At 54.1% G+C, this 13,677-nt stretch carries 19 protein-coding genes; 8 read left to right on the top strand and 11 right to left on the bottom strand.

What is annotated here, in order from left to right; translation table 11 throughout:
- Positions 1–2: 2 nt before the first annotated feature.
- Positions 3–701 carry a monofunctional biosynthetic peptidoglycan transglycosylase gene (gene mtgA / locus JZ655_RS18465; protein ID WP_242637320.1) on the top strand — a complete coding sequence of 233 codons (699 nt, stop codon included), beginning with the start codon at positions 3–5 and terminating at the stop codon, positions 699–701.
- Here the strand turns inward: mtgA and npr are convergent.
- From npr to JZ655_RS18410, 11 genes are all read right to left on the bottom strand, one after another.
- Positions 698–970, bottom strand: a complete 273-nt coding sequence (npr, locus tag JZ655_RS18460) for a PTS phosphocarrier protein NPr (protein WP_040073866.1) — start codon at positions 968–970, stop codon at positions 698–700. The genes mtgA and npr overlap by 4 nt on opposite strands.
- Entirely contained in the window at positions 967–1,821 is an 855-nt protein-coding gene (gene rapZ, locus JZ655_RS18455; protein WP_040073867.1) for an RNase adapter RapZ, read from the bottom strand. The genes npr and rapZ overlap by 4 nt, the downstream gene beginning before the upstream one ends.
- A gap of 45 nt (positions 1,822–1,866) precedes the next feature.
- Positions 1,867–2,358: a PTS IIA-like nitrogen regulatory protein PtsN gene (gene ptsN / locus JZ655_RS18450; RefSeq protein ID WP_040073868.1), complete on the bottom strand. Its 492-nt coding sequence runs from the start codon at positions 2,356–2,358 to the stop codon at positions 1,867–1,869.
- Between the two features lie 82 nt (positions 2,359–2,440).
- The gene (gene hpf, locus JZ655_RS18445) at positions 2,441–2,728 is read right to left on the bottom strand and encodes a ribosome hibernation promoting factor (protein WP_010436063.1); all 288 of its coding nucleotides are present in this window, start codon (positions 2,726–2,728) and stop codon (positions 2,441–2,443) included.
- Between the two features lie 22 nt (positions 2,729–2,750).
- The gene (rpoN, locus tag JZ655_RS18440) at positions 2,751–4,184 is read right to left on the bottom strand and encodes an RNA polymerase factor sigma-54 (RefSeq protein ID WP_207292472.1); all 1,434 of its coding nucleotides are present in this window, start codon (positions 4,182–4,184) and stop codon (positions 2,751–2,753) included.
- A gap of 48 nt (positions 4,185–4,232) precedes the next feature.
- The gene (gene lptB / locus JZ655_RS18435; RefSeq protein WP_040073870.1) at positions 4,233–4,958 is read right to left on the bottom strand and encodes an LPS export ABC transporter ATP-binding protein; all 726 of its coding nucleotides are present in this window, start codon (positions 4,956–4,958) and stop codon (positions 4,233–4,235) included.
- Positions 4,959–4,964: 6 nt separating this feature from the next.
- Positions 4,965–5,519, bottom strand: a complete 555-nt coding sequence (gene lptA, locus JZ655_RS18430) for a lipopolysaccharide ABC transporter substrate-binding protein LptA (protein WP_040073871.1) — start codon at positions 5,517–5,519, stop codon at positions 4,965–4,967.
- Entirely contained in the window at positions 5,488–6,063 is a 576-nt protein-coding gene (gene lptC, locus JZ655_RS18425; RefSeq protein WP_040073872.1) for an LPS export ABC transporter periplasmic protein LptC, read from the bottom strand. The genes lptA and lptC overlap by 32 nt, the downstream gene beginning before the upstream one ends.
- Positions 6,060–6,626 carry a 3-deoxy-manno-octulosonate-8-phosphatase KdsC gene (kdsC, locus tag JZ655_RS18420; protein WP_207293878.1) on the bottom strand — a complete coding sequence of 189 codons (567 nt, stop codon included), beginning with the start codon at positions 6,624–6,626 and terminating at the stop codon, positions 6,060–6,062. The genes lptC and kdsC overlap by 4 nt, the downstream gene beginning before the upstream one ends.
- Before the next feature lie 14 nt (positions 6,627–6,640).
- Positions 6,641–7,627, bottom strand: coding sequence for an arabinose-5-phosphate isomerase KdsD (kdsD, locus tag JZ655_RS18415; RefSeq protein ID WP_046885778.1), 987 nt, complete (start codon positions 7,625–7,627; stop codon positions 6,641–6,643).
- 13 nt (positions 7,628–7,640) lie between these two features.
- Positions 7,641–8,618 carry a calcium/sodium antiporter gene (locus JZ655_RS18410; protein ID WP_040073875.1) on the bottom strand — a complete coding sequence of 326 codons (978 nt, stop codon included), beginning with the start codon at positions 8,616–8,618 and terminating at the stop codon, positions 7,641–7,643.
- A 227-nt stretch (positions 8,619–8,845) separates the two neighbouring features.
- Between JZ655_RS18410 and mlaF the strand changes: the two genes are divergently transcribed.
- From mlaF to murA, 7 genes are all read left to right on the top strand, one after another.
- A complete protein-coding gene (mlaF, locus tag JZ655_RS18405) occupies positions 8,846–9,658 on the top strand; it encodes a phospholipid ABC transporter ATP-binding protein MlaF (RefSeq protein ID WP_040073876.1) in 813 nt (270 codons plus the stop codon).
- Positions 9,659–9,665: 7 nt separating this feature from the next.
- Positions 9,666–10,448 (top strand): lipid asymmetry maintenance ABC transporter permease subunit MlaE, encoded by a 783-nt coding sequence (gene mlaE / locus JZ655_RS18400; protein WP_040073877.1) that lies wholly within the window; start codon positions 9,666–9,668, stop codon positions 10,446–10,448.
- A gap of 4 nt (positions 10,449–10,452) precedes the next feature.
- The gene (gene mlaD / locus JZ655_RS18395) at positions 10,453–11,007 is read left to right on the top strand and encodes an outer membrane lipid asymmetry maintenance protein MlaD (RefSeq protein WP_207292471.1); all 555 of its coding nucleotides are present in this window, start codon (positions 10,453–10,455) and stop codon (positions 11,005–11,007) included.
- A gap of 3 nt (positions 11,008–11,010) precedes the next feature.
- On the top strand, positions 11,011–11,646 hold the full coding sequence (mlaC, locus tag JZ655_RS18390) for a phospholipid-binding protein MlaC (protein ID WP_040073879.1): 636 nt from the start codon (positions 11,011–11,013) through the stop codon (positions 11,644–11,646).
- Entirely contained in the window at positions 11,646–11,939 is a 294-nt protein-coding gene (mlaB, locus tag JZ655_RS18385; RefSeq protein ID WP_040073880.1) for a lipid asymmetry maintenance protein MlaB, read from the top strand. The genes mlaC and mlaB overlap by 1 nt, the downstream gene beginning before the upstream one ends.
- A gap of 126 nt (positions 11,940–12,065) precedes the next feature.
- Positions 12,066–12,320, top strand: coding sequence for a BolA family iron metabolism protein IbaG (ibaG, locus tag JZ655_RS18380; RefSeq protein WP_014071941.1), 255 nt, complete (start codon positions 12,066–12,068; stop codon positions 12,318–12,320).
- A gap of 51 nt (positions 12,321–12,371) precedes the next feature.
- Positions 12,372–13,631, top strand: coding sequence for a UDP-N-acetylglucosamine 1-carboxyvinyltransferase (gene murA, locus JZ655_RS18375; RefSeq protein WP_040073881.1), 1,260 nt, complete (start codon positions 12,372–12,374; stop codon positions 13,629–13,631).
- The last annotated feature ends 46 nt before the right edge of the window (positions 13,632–13,677 follow it).

Here is a 13,677-nt window from a genome sequence, read left to right as displayed (position 1 = left end):
AGATGTTCAAGCGCTGGCTGCTGCGGATTGTGTTGGTGCTGGCGGTGTTCTGGGGCGGCGGCATTGCGCTGTTCAATATTCTACCGGTGCCATTTTCTGCGGTAATGGTAGAGCGTCAGCTTAGTGCCTGGTTCGCGGGAAACTTCAGCTATGTGGCGCATTCCGACTGGGTGAGCATGGATGAGATCTCCCCCTGGATGGGGCTGGCAGTGATAGCCGCTGAAGATCAGAAATTCCCGGAGCACTGGGGGTTTGACATGGGCGCCATTGAAAAAGCGTTGGCGCATAACGAACGCAATGAGAACCGGATCCGTGGTGCATCGACGCTTTCCCAGCAAACGGCCAAAAACCTCTTTTTGTGGGATGGACGCAGCTGGGTGAGAAAAGGGCTGGAAGCCGGGCTGACGCTAGGTATGGAGACCGTCTGGAGTAAGAAGCGGATCCTGAAGGTGTATCTCAACATCGCCGAGTTTGGTGAGGGGGTATTTGGTGTGGAGGCTGCGTCTCAACGCTATTTCCATAAACCTGCCAGTAAGCTAAGCCCCGCTGAAGCCGCGCTTCTCGCAGCCGTTCTGCCAAACCCAATTCGCTTTAAGGCCAGCGCACCGACGGGTTACGTGCGTAGCCGCCAGGCGTGGATCCTGCGGCAGATGCGGCAGTTAGGCGGCGAAGGCTTTATGCAGGCGCACAAGCTCTACTAATCTTCGTCGAACCCGGCGTTAAACAGCGCAATGACCGCGGCCAGCGCCTCTTCTTCCTGAGGCCCCGTCGCTTCAATTTCAATCTGGCGGCCCTTAGCGGAATCGAGCATTAGCAGTGCAATCACGCTGTTCGCTTCCGCTTCGGTACCTTCGTCGTTACGTAGCAGAACCTCTGCGTCGAAGCCCTGCATCAGCTCAAATAGCTTCATGGCCGGGCGGGCGTGCATTCCCAGCTTATTGGTGACTTCCACGGTCTGCTTTACGGTCATGTTTTACGTTTTTCCAGCGTGCGATGACGCGACTGAACGTTTTTACCGCGAGAGCGGAAATAGTCAGCCAGTTGCTCGGCAATGTAGACCGAACGGTGTTTACCGCCCGTACAGCCAATCGCCACAGTCAGATAGCTGCGGTTATTGGTCTCCAGCATAGGTAACCATAGCTCAAGATAGCTACGAGTCTGGTAGATAAAGTTATGGACTTCAGTATGCCGATCAAGGAAGGCCGCTACCGGCTTATCCAGACCCGTCATTGGGCGCAGTTTAGGATCCCAGTGTGGGTTTGGCAGGAAGCGTACGTCAAAGACGTAGTCGGCATCGATAGGGATACCGTGCTTGAAGCCAAAGGACTCAAACACCATGGTCAACTCGCGTTCGCGTTTACCCAGCAGGCGGGTACGCAGCATCTCGGCCAGCTCATGCACTGACATCTCAGAGGTATCTACGATCAGATCCGCGCGGGAACGCAGCGGCTCCAGTAGATCGCTCTCTTCATCAATAGCGCTTTCCAGCGACAGATTCTTACTGGAAAGGGGGTGCAGACGACGGGTGTCGCTATAACGACGGATTAACGTATTGCGGTCGGCATCAAGGAAGAGCAGCTGCGGGGAAAACGCTTCCGGCAGGCTGCTCATGGCCTGTTCGAAGATCTCCGGGGATTCCGGCATATTTCGTACGTCGATACTGACGGCCGCCGAGATTTGTCTGTCTGCCAGCGTTCGTGCCAGGTCGGGCAACAGCACCACCGGCAGGTTATCTACGCAGTAAAAGCCCATATCTTCCAGCGCACGCAGGGCGACGGATTTACCCGACCCGGAACGTCCGCTGACGATCATCAGCACCATGAAACTTTTCTCCTCAGGACAGCAAATGTCATAGCCATTACCCGATTACGCATCATCCTGGTTGCCTTCCGCTTCCGTGATAATTTGATAAAGCTCTTCGTCACTCTGCGCAGCGCGCAGGCGGCGACAAATGGTTTTGTCTGCCAGGCGTCTGGCGACCAGCGACAGCGTATGCAGATGGGTTTTCGTTTGATCGGCAGGAACCAGCAGCGCAAACAGCAGGTCGACAGGCTGATTGTCGATGGCATCAAAGGCGATCGGCGTTTCCAGCTGCACAAAGACGCCCACGGCGCGCAGGGTGTCCTCTTCCAGCTTGCCATGCGGAATGGCGATGCCGTTACCGATACCGGTACTGCCCATTTTCTCACGGGTCAGGATGGCTTCAAACACCACTTGCGGCGCTAAGCCCAGCTGTTTAGCCGCCAGTTCGCTGATGATCTCCAGCGCACGTTTTTTGCTCTGGCAATGAACGGCACTGCGGGTACATTCCTGGTTAAGGACATTGCTCAGTTGAAGAGCGGAATCGTTATTTATCATAATTTCACCTAAGCGCTAACGATACAAAGGGCCTGATGTGTTTCACAACAGGCCGGCCTGCATCCGTTAACTGCCCGGACAATTAGTGTTGTTTCAGTTTATCTTTATGTTTATTTAGCTGTCGGGCCAGCTTATCAATCAAGCCGTCGATAGCCGCATACATGTCCTGCCCTTCCGCACTGGCATGGAGCTCGCCACCGTTGACATGCAGGGTGGCGTCCGAGATATGAGTCACTTTCTCCACTTTCAACACAATGTAGACCTGGTTGATCCTCTCGAAATACTGTTCAAGTTTGGCAAATTTTGTATTCAAAAATTCGCGCAGCGCCTCGGTAATTTCGACGTTATGTCCAGTGATGTTGAGCTGCATAGTGTCTTCCTTATCGGTTGTGTCAGACCAGCTGCTTACGCTGGTTAGACGGCGGAATGGATAAAGACTCTCGATACTTCGCAACAGTGCGGCGAGCCACCATGATACCTTGATCCGACAGCATGGTGGTTAACTTACTGTCACTCAGTGGTTTCGCGGGGTTTTCCGCGGCGATCAATTTCTTCACCAGCGCACGGATGGCTGTCGACGATGCTTCGCCGCCGCCCTCGGTATTAACATGGCTAGAGAAGAAATACTTAAGCTCAAAAATACCGCGTGGGCTATGCAGATACTTCTGCGTAGTGACGCGGGAAATCGTGGATTCGTGCATTTCGACGGCCTGGGCGATATCCGCCAGCACCATCGGTTTCATGTACTCTTCGCCCCGTTCGAAAAAGGCCTGCTGTTGCTCGACGATACAGCGGCTGACGCGCAGCAGGGTATCGTTACGGCTCTCAAGGCTTTTAATCAGCCAGCGCGCTTCCTGCAGATTACTGCGAATAAACTGGTTATCGGAATCGTTGCGCGAGCTGGTGCACATTGAGGCGTATTGCTGGTTAATTTGCAGGCGGGGAATGCTGTCGGAGTTAAGTTCTACGGTCCACAGACCGTTATGTTTTCGCACCAGCACGTCGGGGATAACATACTCGGGCTCGCTGGTCTGGATCGACTGACCCGGACGGGGATCCAGTGACTGAATCAGATTCACGGCGGCCTTGAGCACATCTTCTTTTAGCCGCGTCACCCGCATTAAGGCCCGGAAGTCATGATTTGCCAGTAGATCCAGATGATCGCTGACGATCAGTCTGGCCTCTTCGATCCAGGGCGTCTCTTTCACAAACTGCGACAGCTGTATAAGCAGGCAGTCACGTAAATCTCTCGCCGCTACGCCAATGGGATCAAAGCGCTGAACTCGCTTCAGAACCGCTTCGACCTCTTCCAGATCGATATCGGCATCGCCAATGCTTTCAAGAATATCTTCCAGCGTTACGGTGAGATAACCGGTGTCATCAACAGCATCGACGATAGAGGTGGCGATGGCGCGATCGGTATCGGAGAACGGGGTCAGCTCCACCTGCCACATCAGATAATCCTGCAGTGACTGGGTCGTTTCCCCCTGATAAACCGGCAGTTCATCGTCCTGGTAATCCACGCGGTTACCGGAAGGGGTGCCGGCGGTGTAGATCTCATCCCAGCTGACATCCAGCGGCAGCTCGTCGGGCATCTCTTTCTGCTCAAGGGCATCGGCGGTATCAAGTGCCTCGGTGTCCTGGGACTGCTGGGTGTCTACCTCATCGTGAAGATCGGTTTGCTCAAGCAGAGGATTGCTCTCCAGCGCTTGCTGGAGCTCCTGCTGCAGTTCAAGCGTAGACAATTGCAACAGGCGGATTGCCTGCTGTAATTGTGGCGTCATTGCCAGCTGCTGGCTGAGCCTTAATTGCAAACCTTGCTTCATATTCAGAGCATTTTTCTCCGGTTACGCGTTGTTGTACCTCTTACCCTATCAGAGTCTGAAGTCTTCCCCAAGATACACGCGCTTAACATGCTCGTCTTCCAGGATCGCCTGCGGCGTGCCATGAGCAATCAGATGCCCCTGGCTCACAATGTATGCACGTTCGCAGACGGCCAGCGTTTCGCGCACGTTATGGTCCGTTATCAATACGCCGAGGCCGCTGTCGCGCAGATGCTCGATAATGCGTTTGATATCGATTACGGAAATGGGGTCAACGCCCGCAAAGGGTTCATCAAGAAGAATGAATTTTGGGTTGGCAGCCAGCGCTCGGGCAATCTCAACGCGACGACGTTCGCCGCCCGAGAGCGCCTGACCGAGGCTATCACGCAGATGTTCAATGTGGAACTCTTCCATCAGCTCGTTAGCGCGATCTTCACGCTGCTCGGCGGTAAGATCGTCACGGATCTGCAAGACGGCCATCAGGTTGTCGAAGACGCTCAGGCGACGGAAGATGGACGCTTCCTGCGGCAGATAGCCGATACCACGACGGGCACGGGCGTGCAGTGGCAGCAGACTGATGTCTTCGTCATCGATAATGATGTTGCCTGCATCGCGCGGCACAATACCGACCACCATGTAGAAAGTGGTGGTTTTACCCGCACCGTTCGGCCCCAGAAGCCCGACGATCTCACCAGAGTTTACGGTCAGACTGACATCTTCCACGACGCGGCGGCCCTTATAGGCCTTCGCAAGATTCTTTGCAGTTAATGTTGCCATAACGAATTAGTTACTCTTTTTCTGTGCCGGAGCCTGATTGCTGTTTTTGTCCTGCAGCTGCGACGGAACAAGTACGGTGGTGACGCGTTTGCCTTTTTCACTGAAGGCCTGCATTTTCTGCTCTTTCACCAGGTAGGTGATCTTGTCGCCGGTGATATTACTGTCCAGCTGCTCCAGGAACGCGTTGCCAGTGAGCACGACAAAATCTTTTGCCAGCTCATAGTGCATGTGCGAGGCGTGGCCTTTTACCGGTTTGCCATTGTCCTGCATCTGGTAGAAGGTGGCCGGATTGCCGTAACCATCGATAATCTCTTTACCATCTTCGCCACCCGGACGGGTCACGACGACTTTGTCTGCATTGATTTTGATGGTGCCCTGAGTCACCACCACATTGCCAGTGAACGTCACCACATTGCCCTGCATATCAAGAGACTGGGTGTCTGACTCGATATGAATCGGCTGCTCGGTATCACCTGTCACAGCAAGCGCAGGCAGACTGGCGGCCAGCAGTGCGCTGGCGATGACGAAATTAAGGCTGAGTTTGTTTGTTTTGAATTTCATAGGAGGTTCTAACCTTTTCAATCAGCTCTGCGTTCTTGCTGCGTAAGTTCCCGCGCATTCTGAGGCCGCTGGAATTAAATGTTGTGCCGTATAAAGTGACCAGATCCTGGGATGTGACATCCTGGGTGACCAGGTTGATCTGTGCGTTGTCAGTGGTGATTTTGCGCAATTGCGCATCAGGGGTCAGCGCATTCACTTCCACATGGCCATAAAGATAAAGCATACGGTCATTCGTCAGTTTTGCCCGATCTGATTTGATGGACCATGTCTGAACTTTATCTTTGTCAAACGTGGTCAGCACCGGCTGGGTAAACCACGAATCACCCTGCTCAGAGAAATATTCAACGTGCTGGGCGATAAGGCGATAATTCAGTGCGCCTTCCGGGCTATAAACCACGGTATTGCTTTGATCGCTTTTATAGGTTGGATCGCTCGTGTTCACCGTCGGCGCTTCGGTGTCATCCCGATCGGCAAGATTCACGCCAATCAGTACCAGTGCCAACAGCGAAAGCAGAATAATAACCCAACGTCTGGTTTTACTCATATCGATTGCCCTTTGGCCTCATCAAGCTTGCCTTGCGCCAGTAACAGGAGATCGCACACCTCACGAACCGCGCCCCGCCCACCGTTGATCCGGGTGACATAGTCAGCGCGGGGGAGTAAAAGCGGATGCGCATCGGCAACGGCAATGCTCAGTCCCACTTCAGCCATTACTGGCCAGTCAATCAGATCGTCGCCTACATAGGCTACGTTTTCTGGGGCAATAGCCAGTTTATCCAGCAAATCCCTGAAAGCGACCCTCTTATCGGATTGTCCCTGATAAAGATGGGTAATGCCCAACGTGTCGCAACGGTCTTCTACTAGTTTAGCCTTCCGGCCGGTGATAATGGCAACTTCTATGCCAGAAGTCAGTGCGCAGCGAATGCCGTAGCCATCACGCACATTAAAGGCCTTAAGCTCCTCGCCGTTATTGCCCATATAGATCAGGCCGTCGGAGAGGACGCCGTCCACGTCCAGAATCAGCAAACGAATCTTTTCCGCTTGCGCCATCATTTGTGAACTGACCTGGCCGTAACAGGTTGCAAGCGAAGCACCCGCATTACTCATTGTCTTATCCTTCATTACACTACGCCTGCGCGCAGAAGATCATGCATATGTACCACACCCAGCAACTGGTCGCCATCGGCAACCATGACCGCGGTAATATGGCGGGACTGCATCAGGTTGAGTGCATCGACCGCCAGCGTCCCCGGACGCACGCGAATTCCGCCGCTGGTCATCACATCGGCGATACCCAGCGTACGAACATCGACGCCCATATCAAATACCCGGCGCAGGTCCCCGTCGGTGAAGATACCTTCGATCTTCATCGTCTCATCACAGATGACCGTCATGCCCAGGTTTTTACGGGTGATTTCCAGTAACGCATCACGTAAGGGAGCGTCTTTACTGACGTGCGGAATTTCCTCGCCAGTATGCATGATGTCGTTGACGCGTAATAGCAATTTGCGTCCAAGCGCACCGCCAGGGTGGGAGAGGGCGAAATCTTCTGCCGTAAAACCGCGGGCCTCAAGCAGCGCGACGGCAAGGGCGTCGCCCATCACCAGTACCGCGGTGGTGCTGGATGTGGGAGCCAGACCCAGCGGGCAGGCCTCTTTAGGGACTTTCACGCACAGGTGCACATCTGCGGCGCGCGCCATGCTGCTCTCGGGGCGGCTGGTAACGCAGATAAGCTTAACCTGCAGCCGCTTTAGGACCGGGATCAGCGCCAGAATTTCGTTAGATTCACCTGAGTTGGATAAGGCAATAACCACATCCTGCGGCGTGACCATACCGAGATCGCCGTGAGCGGCTTCGCCTGGGTGGACGAAAAAGGCCGTTGTCCCGGTGCTGGCAAAGGTTGCCGCCATTTTGCGGCCGATATGACCTGATTTACCCATCCCCATTACCACGACTTTGCCGCTACAGCGAAACAGCATTTCGCACGCCAGCGTAAAATCCTGATTAATGTATTGGTCTAACTGCGCCAGACCTTCACGTTCAATCTCCAGAACCGCTTTTCCTGCTTTCTGAAAGTCAAAGTCCGGCTGCAATTCTATGTGCGACATAATCCGTATCCGTTTACCCAGAGAGAAGAGGCGAGAGCCAGTACAGCATCGCCATCCATACGATAAAACCCGCGGTCAGTAGCGCGCCTGCGCCTTTACCAATCTGCCGTTTGCGGCGCCAGCAGAGTAGGGCAAAGATGGCGCTGACCAGCACCATCACCCCGTAATCTCGCGAGAACGCCAGCGGGTTGAATACGCCAGGTGAGAGCAACGCTGGCAGGCCGAGCACAATCGCGATATTGAAAATGTTCGAACCGATGATGTTACCAATGGCGATATCGTCCTCGCCTTTACGCGCTCCCGCGATGGCGGTTGCCAGTTCGGGCAGACTGGTACCAATGGCGATAACCGTCAGGCCGATGGTGAGCTCGCTCATGGCAAAGTAGTTTGCCAATACCGTAGCGTTATCGACGATCATCCGCGTCGCCATGGGCATGATGATCAAAGCGATCCCCAGCCAGAGTAGCGCCACGGGCAGCGTGCCTTCGCGCGGTAGCTCCGCCATCTGTTCTCGGGTCAGGCTATCATTGCCCTGTTTTTCTGCGGCGCGGGCGAGCTTAACAATGTAAAGCAGCCAGACCGTCGCCAGCGCCAGCAGGAATATGCCATCGCTCATCGTCAACTGCCCGTCGTACAATACGCAGCCTGCCAACAGACTTACGATCAACATTAGCGGCAATTCGCGGCGCAGAACATCAGAATGCACGCGAAATGGGTGCAACAGTGCGGCAAGCCCTAATATCAATAATATATTGACGATATTGGAGCCAATGGCGGTACCGACGGCGAGATCCAACTGGTCATGCATCGAAGCGGCGACCGACACGATGATCTCAGGAAGGGAGGTGCCAACGCTGACCACCGTCATGCCAATAATCAAAGGGGGAATGCCAAAGAGACGACAGAGTATTGATGCTGAAAACACCAGACGATCGGCACTGTAGACGACCAAAAGTAAACCAATTATTAACAGTGCTGTTGCGAGAAGCATCAAAAGTCCTTTCTTCAGGTATACTCGCCGGTCCACTGAGAGAAAATCTCTGGCTGCATACAGTCTGTAGACGTAACGAATTCTTAATTTTGACTTTATGCGCCGTAAAAGTAAAACAAATGCCAGCTTTCGCTTACCTCAGTGTGAAATATTCTGTAAAAATGCTGGGTTTGGAGCTGAATCAAGCATCATGCTTATCCTGAGCCGGCAATAGAAAGGAAATATACATGAGCCTGAACGGGGCGAATTTAGTCGATGTTCGCGGCGTAAGTTTTACGCGCAGCGACCGGGTCATTTTTGACAATATTTCTCTGACCGTGCCGCGCGGCAAGATCACCGCCATCATGGGGCCTTCTGGCATTGGTAAAACCACGCTGCTGCGCCTGATCGGCGGCCAGATCCCCCCGGACAGCGGCGAGATCCTTTTCGATGGCGAAAACGTTTCAGCCATGTCACGTTCACGCCTCTATACCGTGCGTAAACGCATGAGCATGCTTTTCCAGTCGGGGGCGCTTTTTACCGATCTTAACGTCTTCGATAACGTGGCTTATCCGCTGCGTGAACACACACGTCTGCCCGCGCCGCTGCTGAAAAGCACGGTAATGATGAAACTCGAGGCCGTGGGGCTACGCGGGGCGGCAAAGTTAATGCCTTCTGAGCTCTCTGGCGGGATGGCGCGCAGGGCAGCGCTTGCCCGTGCCATTGCCCTTGAACCGGATCTGATTATGTTCGACGAACCTTTTGTCGGGCAGGATCCCATCACCATGGGAGTGCTGGTTAAACTGATCTCGGAACTGAACAGTGCGCTCGGCGTGACCTGTATTGTGGTGTCGCACGATGTTCCGGAAGTACTGAGCATCGCTGACTATGCCTATATCGTGGCCGATAAAAAGATCGTCGCTCACGGCAGTGCGCAGTCCCTGAAAGAGAACGACGACGCGCGCGTGCGCCAGTTCCTCTACGGTATTGCTGATGGGCCGGTTCCGTTCCGTTATCCGGCGGATGATTATCATCAAGATTTATTAGGAATAGGGAGTTAAGCCGCTCATGCTGTTAAATGCGTTGGCCGCTTTAGGACACCACGGCATAAAAACCGTCAGGACGTTCGGGCGTGCCGGATTGATGTTATTCAATGCGCTGGTCGGCAAACCGGAGTTCCGTAAACACACCCCGCTACTGATACGTCAGCTCTATAATGTTGGCGTACTGTCGATGGTTATCATCATCGTTTCGGGAGTGTTCATTGGAATGGTGCTGGGGTTGCAGGGATATCTGGTCCTGACCACCTATAGTGCAGAAACCAGCCTCGGTATGCTGGTGTCGCTTTCATTGCTGCGTGAACTTGGGCCGGTAGTGGCCGCGCTGCTCTTTGCGGGGCGGGCGGGTTCTGCGCTCACGGCGGAGATTGGTTTGATGCGCGCGACCGAGCAGCTTTCCAGTATGGAGATGATGGCGGTCGACCCTCTGCGTCGGGTGATTTCACCGCGCTTTTGGGCTGGGGTAATCTCTCTGCCGCTGCTGACCATTCTCTTCGTCGCGGTGGGCATTTGGGGTGGTTCGCTGGTGGGCGTGCAGTGGAAGGGCATCGATGCCGGCTTCTTCTGGTCTGCTATGCAGGATGCTATCGATCTGCGAATGGATTTGGTGAACTGCCTGATAAAAAGCATTGTGTTTGCCATCACCGTTACCTGGATTGCCTTATTTAACGGTTACGATGCTATCCCGACGTCTGCAGGGATCAGCCGCGCAACAACACGTACTGTCGTGCATTCGTCGCTGGCCGTATTGGGTCTGGATTTTGTGCTCACCGCACTGATGTTTGGGAATTGAGTTCATGCAAACGAGAAAAAGTGAAATTTGGGTTGGTATCTTTGTTTTGCTGGCGCTGCTGGCGGCCTTGTTTATTTGCCTGAGAGCGGCAGATATCACCTCTGTTCGTACCGAGCCTACGTACCGAATTTATGCCACCTTCGATAATATTGGCGGCCTGAAGGCACGTTCGCCGGTGCGCATCGGCGGCGTGGTGATTGGGCGGGTAGCGGATATCTCGCTGGACGAGAAAACCTATCTGCCTCGCGTGGCGCTGGATATCGAAGAGCGCTACAACCACATTCCGGATACCAGCTCGCTCTCCATTCGTACCTCTGGCCTGCTCGGCGAGCAATATCTGGCGCTGAATGTCGGTTTTGAAGACCCTGAACTGGGAACGACTATTCTTAAAGATGGCGGCGTTATTCAGGATACCAAGTCAGCCATGGTACTTGAGGATATGATTGGTCAGTTCCTTTACAACAGTAAGGGAGGTGACGAGAACAAATCTGCTGAAGCGCCCGCAGAATCAGATGTCACGCCACCTACTGGCACGACGAATTCATCTCAGGAGAAGTAATTCATGATTAAACGACTGTTAATGGTTGCCATGCTGATGATTGCCCCACTCACAGCGGCAAATGCGGCTGGTCAGGCTAACCCTTACCAACAGATGAATGAGGCGGCCAAGAAAACCTTCGATCGCCTTAAAAACGAACAACCTAAAATTCGCTCTAACCCGGATTATCTGCGTGATATCGTCGATCAAGAACTGCTGCCATACGTACAGATTAAGTATGCCGGTGCGCTGGTTCTGGGCCGCTACTACAAAGACGCCACCCCAGCGCAGCGTGACGCCTACTTTGCTGCGTTTCGTGAATATCTGAAGCAGGCATACGGTCAGGCATTGGCGATGTATCACGGCCAGACTTACCAGATCGCCCCTGAGCAGCCGCTGGGTGATGCCACTATCGTGCCGATTCGCGTAACCATTATCGATCCGAACGGCCGTCCGCCGGTACGCCTGGATTTCCAGTGGCGTAAAAATAGCCAGACGGGCAACTGGCAGGCCTATGACATGATCGCTGAAGGCGTTAGCATGATTACCACCAAGCAGAACGAGTGGAGCGACCTGCTGCGTACCAAAGGTATTGACGGCCTGACTGCTCAGCTGCAATCCATCTCTCGCCAGAAAATTACCCTGGACGAGAAAAAATAATGACGCAGCCACTCAGCTGGATCCGTGATGGCGAAAAGCTGTTGCTATCAGGCGAGCTGGATCAGGATTATCTGAATCCTCTGTGGGATGCGCGCGACCAGGCGATGCAAGGGGTGACCTGCATCGATCTTGGCGGGATCTCTCGCGTGGATACGGCCGGCGTCGCACTGCTGGCACATCTTGTCGCTGCCGGTAAGAAGCAGGGGCTACAGGTCTCTCTGGCAGGCATCAGCGATAACGTCATCACGCTGGCTCAGCTCTATAATCTGCCGCAAGACGTTTTGCCTCGCTAATTTTTTCAGTACGTTACTATCAAAAGCCTCGACAGTTTCATTGTCGGGGCTTTTTGCTTGTTTAAGACAGCGCCACTTTGCTCTAAGATGTTGGGCTTGTTTTCACTACCAGATGATATAGAACCCATGGAAAATAATGAAATCCAGGCAGTGCTGATGAATGCACTCTCCCTTCAGGAAGCCCACGTCTCCGGCGATGGCAGTCACTTCCAGGTTATTGCTGTGGGTGAGATTTTTGACGGCATGAGCCGCGTGAAGAAACAGCAGGCTGTTTATGCGCCGCTGATGGAATATATCGCGGATAATCGTATCCATGCCCTGTCGATTAAGGCGTTTACCCCACAAGAGTGGGCTCGCGATCGCAAACTAAACGGTTTTTGAGCTGAGGGCGATTAGCCAGCAGCACGGTTGAATTCATACAGAGAGCAAATAATGGACAAATTTCGTGTACAGGGGCCGACGCGTCTCCAGGGCGAAGTGACAATCTCCGGCGCCAAAAACGCCGCGCTGCCAATCCTCTTCGCCGCACTGCTTGCGGAAGAGCCGGTAGAGATCCAGAACGTACCAAAATTGAAAGACATCGACACCACTATGAAGCTGCTGACTCAGCTCGGTACGAAGGTGGAGCGCAACGGATCCGTGTGGATCGATGCCAGCAACGTGAACAACTTCTCTGCGCCTTACGATCTGGTAAAAACCATGCGTGCCTCTATCTGGGCCCTGGGTCCACTGGTGGCGCGTTTTGGTCAGGGGCAGGTCTCACTGCCTGGCGGCTGTGCTATCGGCGCGCGTCCGGTTGATCTGCACATCTACGGCCTGGAAAAACTGGGCGCAGATATCAAACTGGAAGAGGGTTACGTAAAAGCCTCTGTTAATGGCCGTCTGAAAGGCGCGCACATTGTCATGGACAAAGTGAGCGTTGGCGCCACGGTAACCATTATGTCTGCCGCCACGCTGGCAGAAGGCACCACGGTTATCGAGAACGCCGCACGCGAGCCGGAAATTGTGGATACCGCAAACTTCCTGGTCGCGCTTGGCGCGAAGATCACCGGCCAGGGTACCGATCGCATCACCATCGAAGGCGTTGAGCGTCTGGGTGGCGGCGTTTACCGCGTACTGCCTGACCGTATCGAAACCGGTACTTTCCTGATTGCTGCCGCGATTTCAGGCGGCAAAATTGTCTGCCGCAATGCACAGCCCGACACCCTGGATGCCGTACTGGCTAAACTGCGTGACGCAGGGGCCGATATCGAGATCGGTGAAGACTGGATCAGCCTGGATATGCACGGCAACCGTCCAAAAGCGGTAAACGTCCGTACCGCGCCTCATCCGGCATTCCCGACCGATATGCAGGCACAGTTCACTCTGCTGAACCTCGTGGCGGAAGGAACCGGCTTCATCACTGAAACCATCTTTGAGAACCGCTTCATGCACGTACCGGAACTTATCCGTATGGGCGCACACGCGGAAATCGAAAGCAATACCGTTATTTGCCATGGCGTTGAAACACTGTCTGGCGCACAGGTGATGGCGACCGATCTGCGCGCGTCAGCGAGTCTTGTGCTGGCGGGTTGTATTGCCGAAGGTACAACGATTGTCGATCGTATTTATCACATCGATCGCGGTTACGAACGTATCGAAGATAAACTGCGCGCGCTGGGTGCCAATATCGAGCGTGTGAAGGGCGAGTAATCGTGCCTGGCAGCCCCCTGCCTTTCAGACCGGGGGGTTGCTATTC

The organism is Leclercia pneumoniae (genome assembly GCF_017348915.1).
GTDB classification, from domain to species: domain Bacteria; phylum Pseudomonadota; class Gammaproteobacteria; order Enterobacterales; family Enterobacteriaceae; genus Enterobacter; species Enterobacter pneumoniae.
This window is presented reverse-complemented; position numbering and strand designations above follow the sequence as displayed.

Coding starts and splice junctions, on each gene's coding strand:
- mtgA (WP_242637320.1), top strand. CDS start 3: ATGTTCAAGCGCTGGCTGCTGCGGATTGTGTTGGTGCTGGCGGTGTTC.
- npr (WP_040073866.1), bottom strand. CDS start 970: ATGACCGTAAAGCAGACCGTGGAAGTCACCAATAAGCTGGGAATGCAC.
- rapZ (WP_040073867.1), bottom strand. CDS start 1,821: ATGGTGCTGATGATCGTCAGCGGACGTTCCGGGTCGGGTAAATCCGTC.
- ptsN (WP_040073868.1), bottom strand. CDS start 2,358: ATGATAAATAACGATTCCGCTCTTCAACTGAGCAATGTCCTTAACCAG.
- hpf (WP_010436063.1), bottom strand. CDS start 2,728: ATGCAGCTCAACATCACTGGACATAACGTCGAAATTACCGAGGCGCTG.
- rpoN (WP_207292472.1), bottom strand. CDS start 4,184: ATGAAGCAAGGTTTGCAATTAAGGCTCAGCCAGCAGCTGGCAATGACG.
- lptB (WP_040073870.1), bottom strand. CDS start 4,958: ATGGCAACATTAACTGCAAAGAATCTTGCGAAGGCCTATAAGGGCCGC.
- lptA (WP_040073871.1), bottom strand. CDS start 5,519: ATGAAATTCAAAACAAACAAACTCAGCCTTAATTTCGTCATCGCCAGC.
- lptC (WP_040073872.1), bottom strand. CDS start 6,063: ATGAGTAAAACCAGACGTTGGGTTATTATTCTGCTTTCGCTGTTGGCA.
- kdsC (WP_207293878.1), bottom strand. CDS start 6,626: ATGAGTAATGCGGGTGCTTCGCTTGCAACCTGTTACGGCCAGGTCAGT.
- kdsD (WP_046885778.1), bottom strand. CDS start 7,627: ATGTCGCACATAGAATTGCAGCCGGACTTTGACTTTCAGAAAGCAGGA.
- JZ655_RS18410 (WP_040073875.1), bottom strand. CDS start 8,618: ATGCTTCTCGCAACAGCACTGTTAATAATTGGTTTACTTTTGGTCGTC.
- mlaF (WP_040073876.1), top strand. CDS start 8,846: ATGAGCCTGAACGGGGCGAATTTAGTCGATGTTCGCGGCGTAAGTTTT.
- mlaE (WP_040073877.1), top strand. CDS start 9,666: ATGCTGTTAAATGCGTTGGCCGCTTTAGGACACCACGGCATAAAAACC.
- mlaD (WP_207292471.1), top strand. CDS start 10,453: ATGCAAACGAGAAAAAGTGAAATTTGGGTTGGTATCTTTGTTTTGCTG.
- mlaC (WP_040073879.1), top strand. CDS start 11,011: ATGATTAAACGACTGTTAATGGTTGCCATGCTGATGATTGCCCCACTC.
- mlaB (WP_040073880.1), top strand. CDS start 11,646: ATGACGCAGCCACTCAGCTGGATCCGTGATGGCGAAAAGCTGTTGCTA.
- ibaG (WP_014071941.1), top strand. CDS start 12,066: ATGGAAAATAATGAAATCCAGGCAGTGCTGATGAATGCACTCTCCCTT.
- murA (WP_040073881.1), top strand. CDS start 12,372: ATGGACAAATTTCGTGTACAGGGGCCGACGCGTCTCCAGGGCGAAGTG.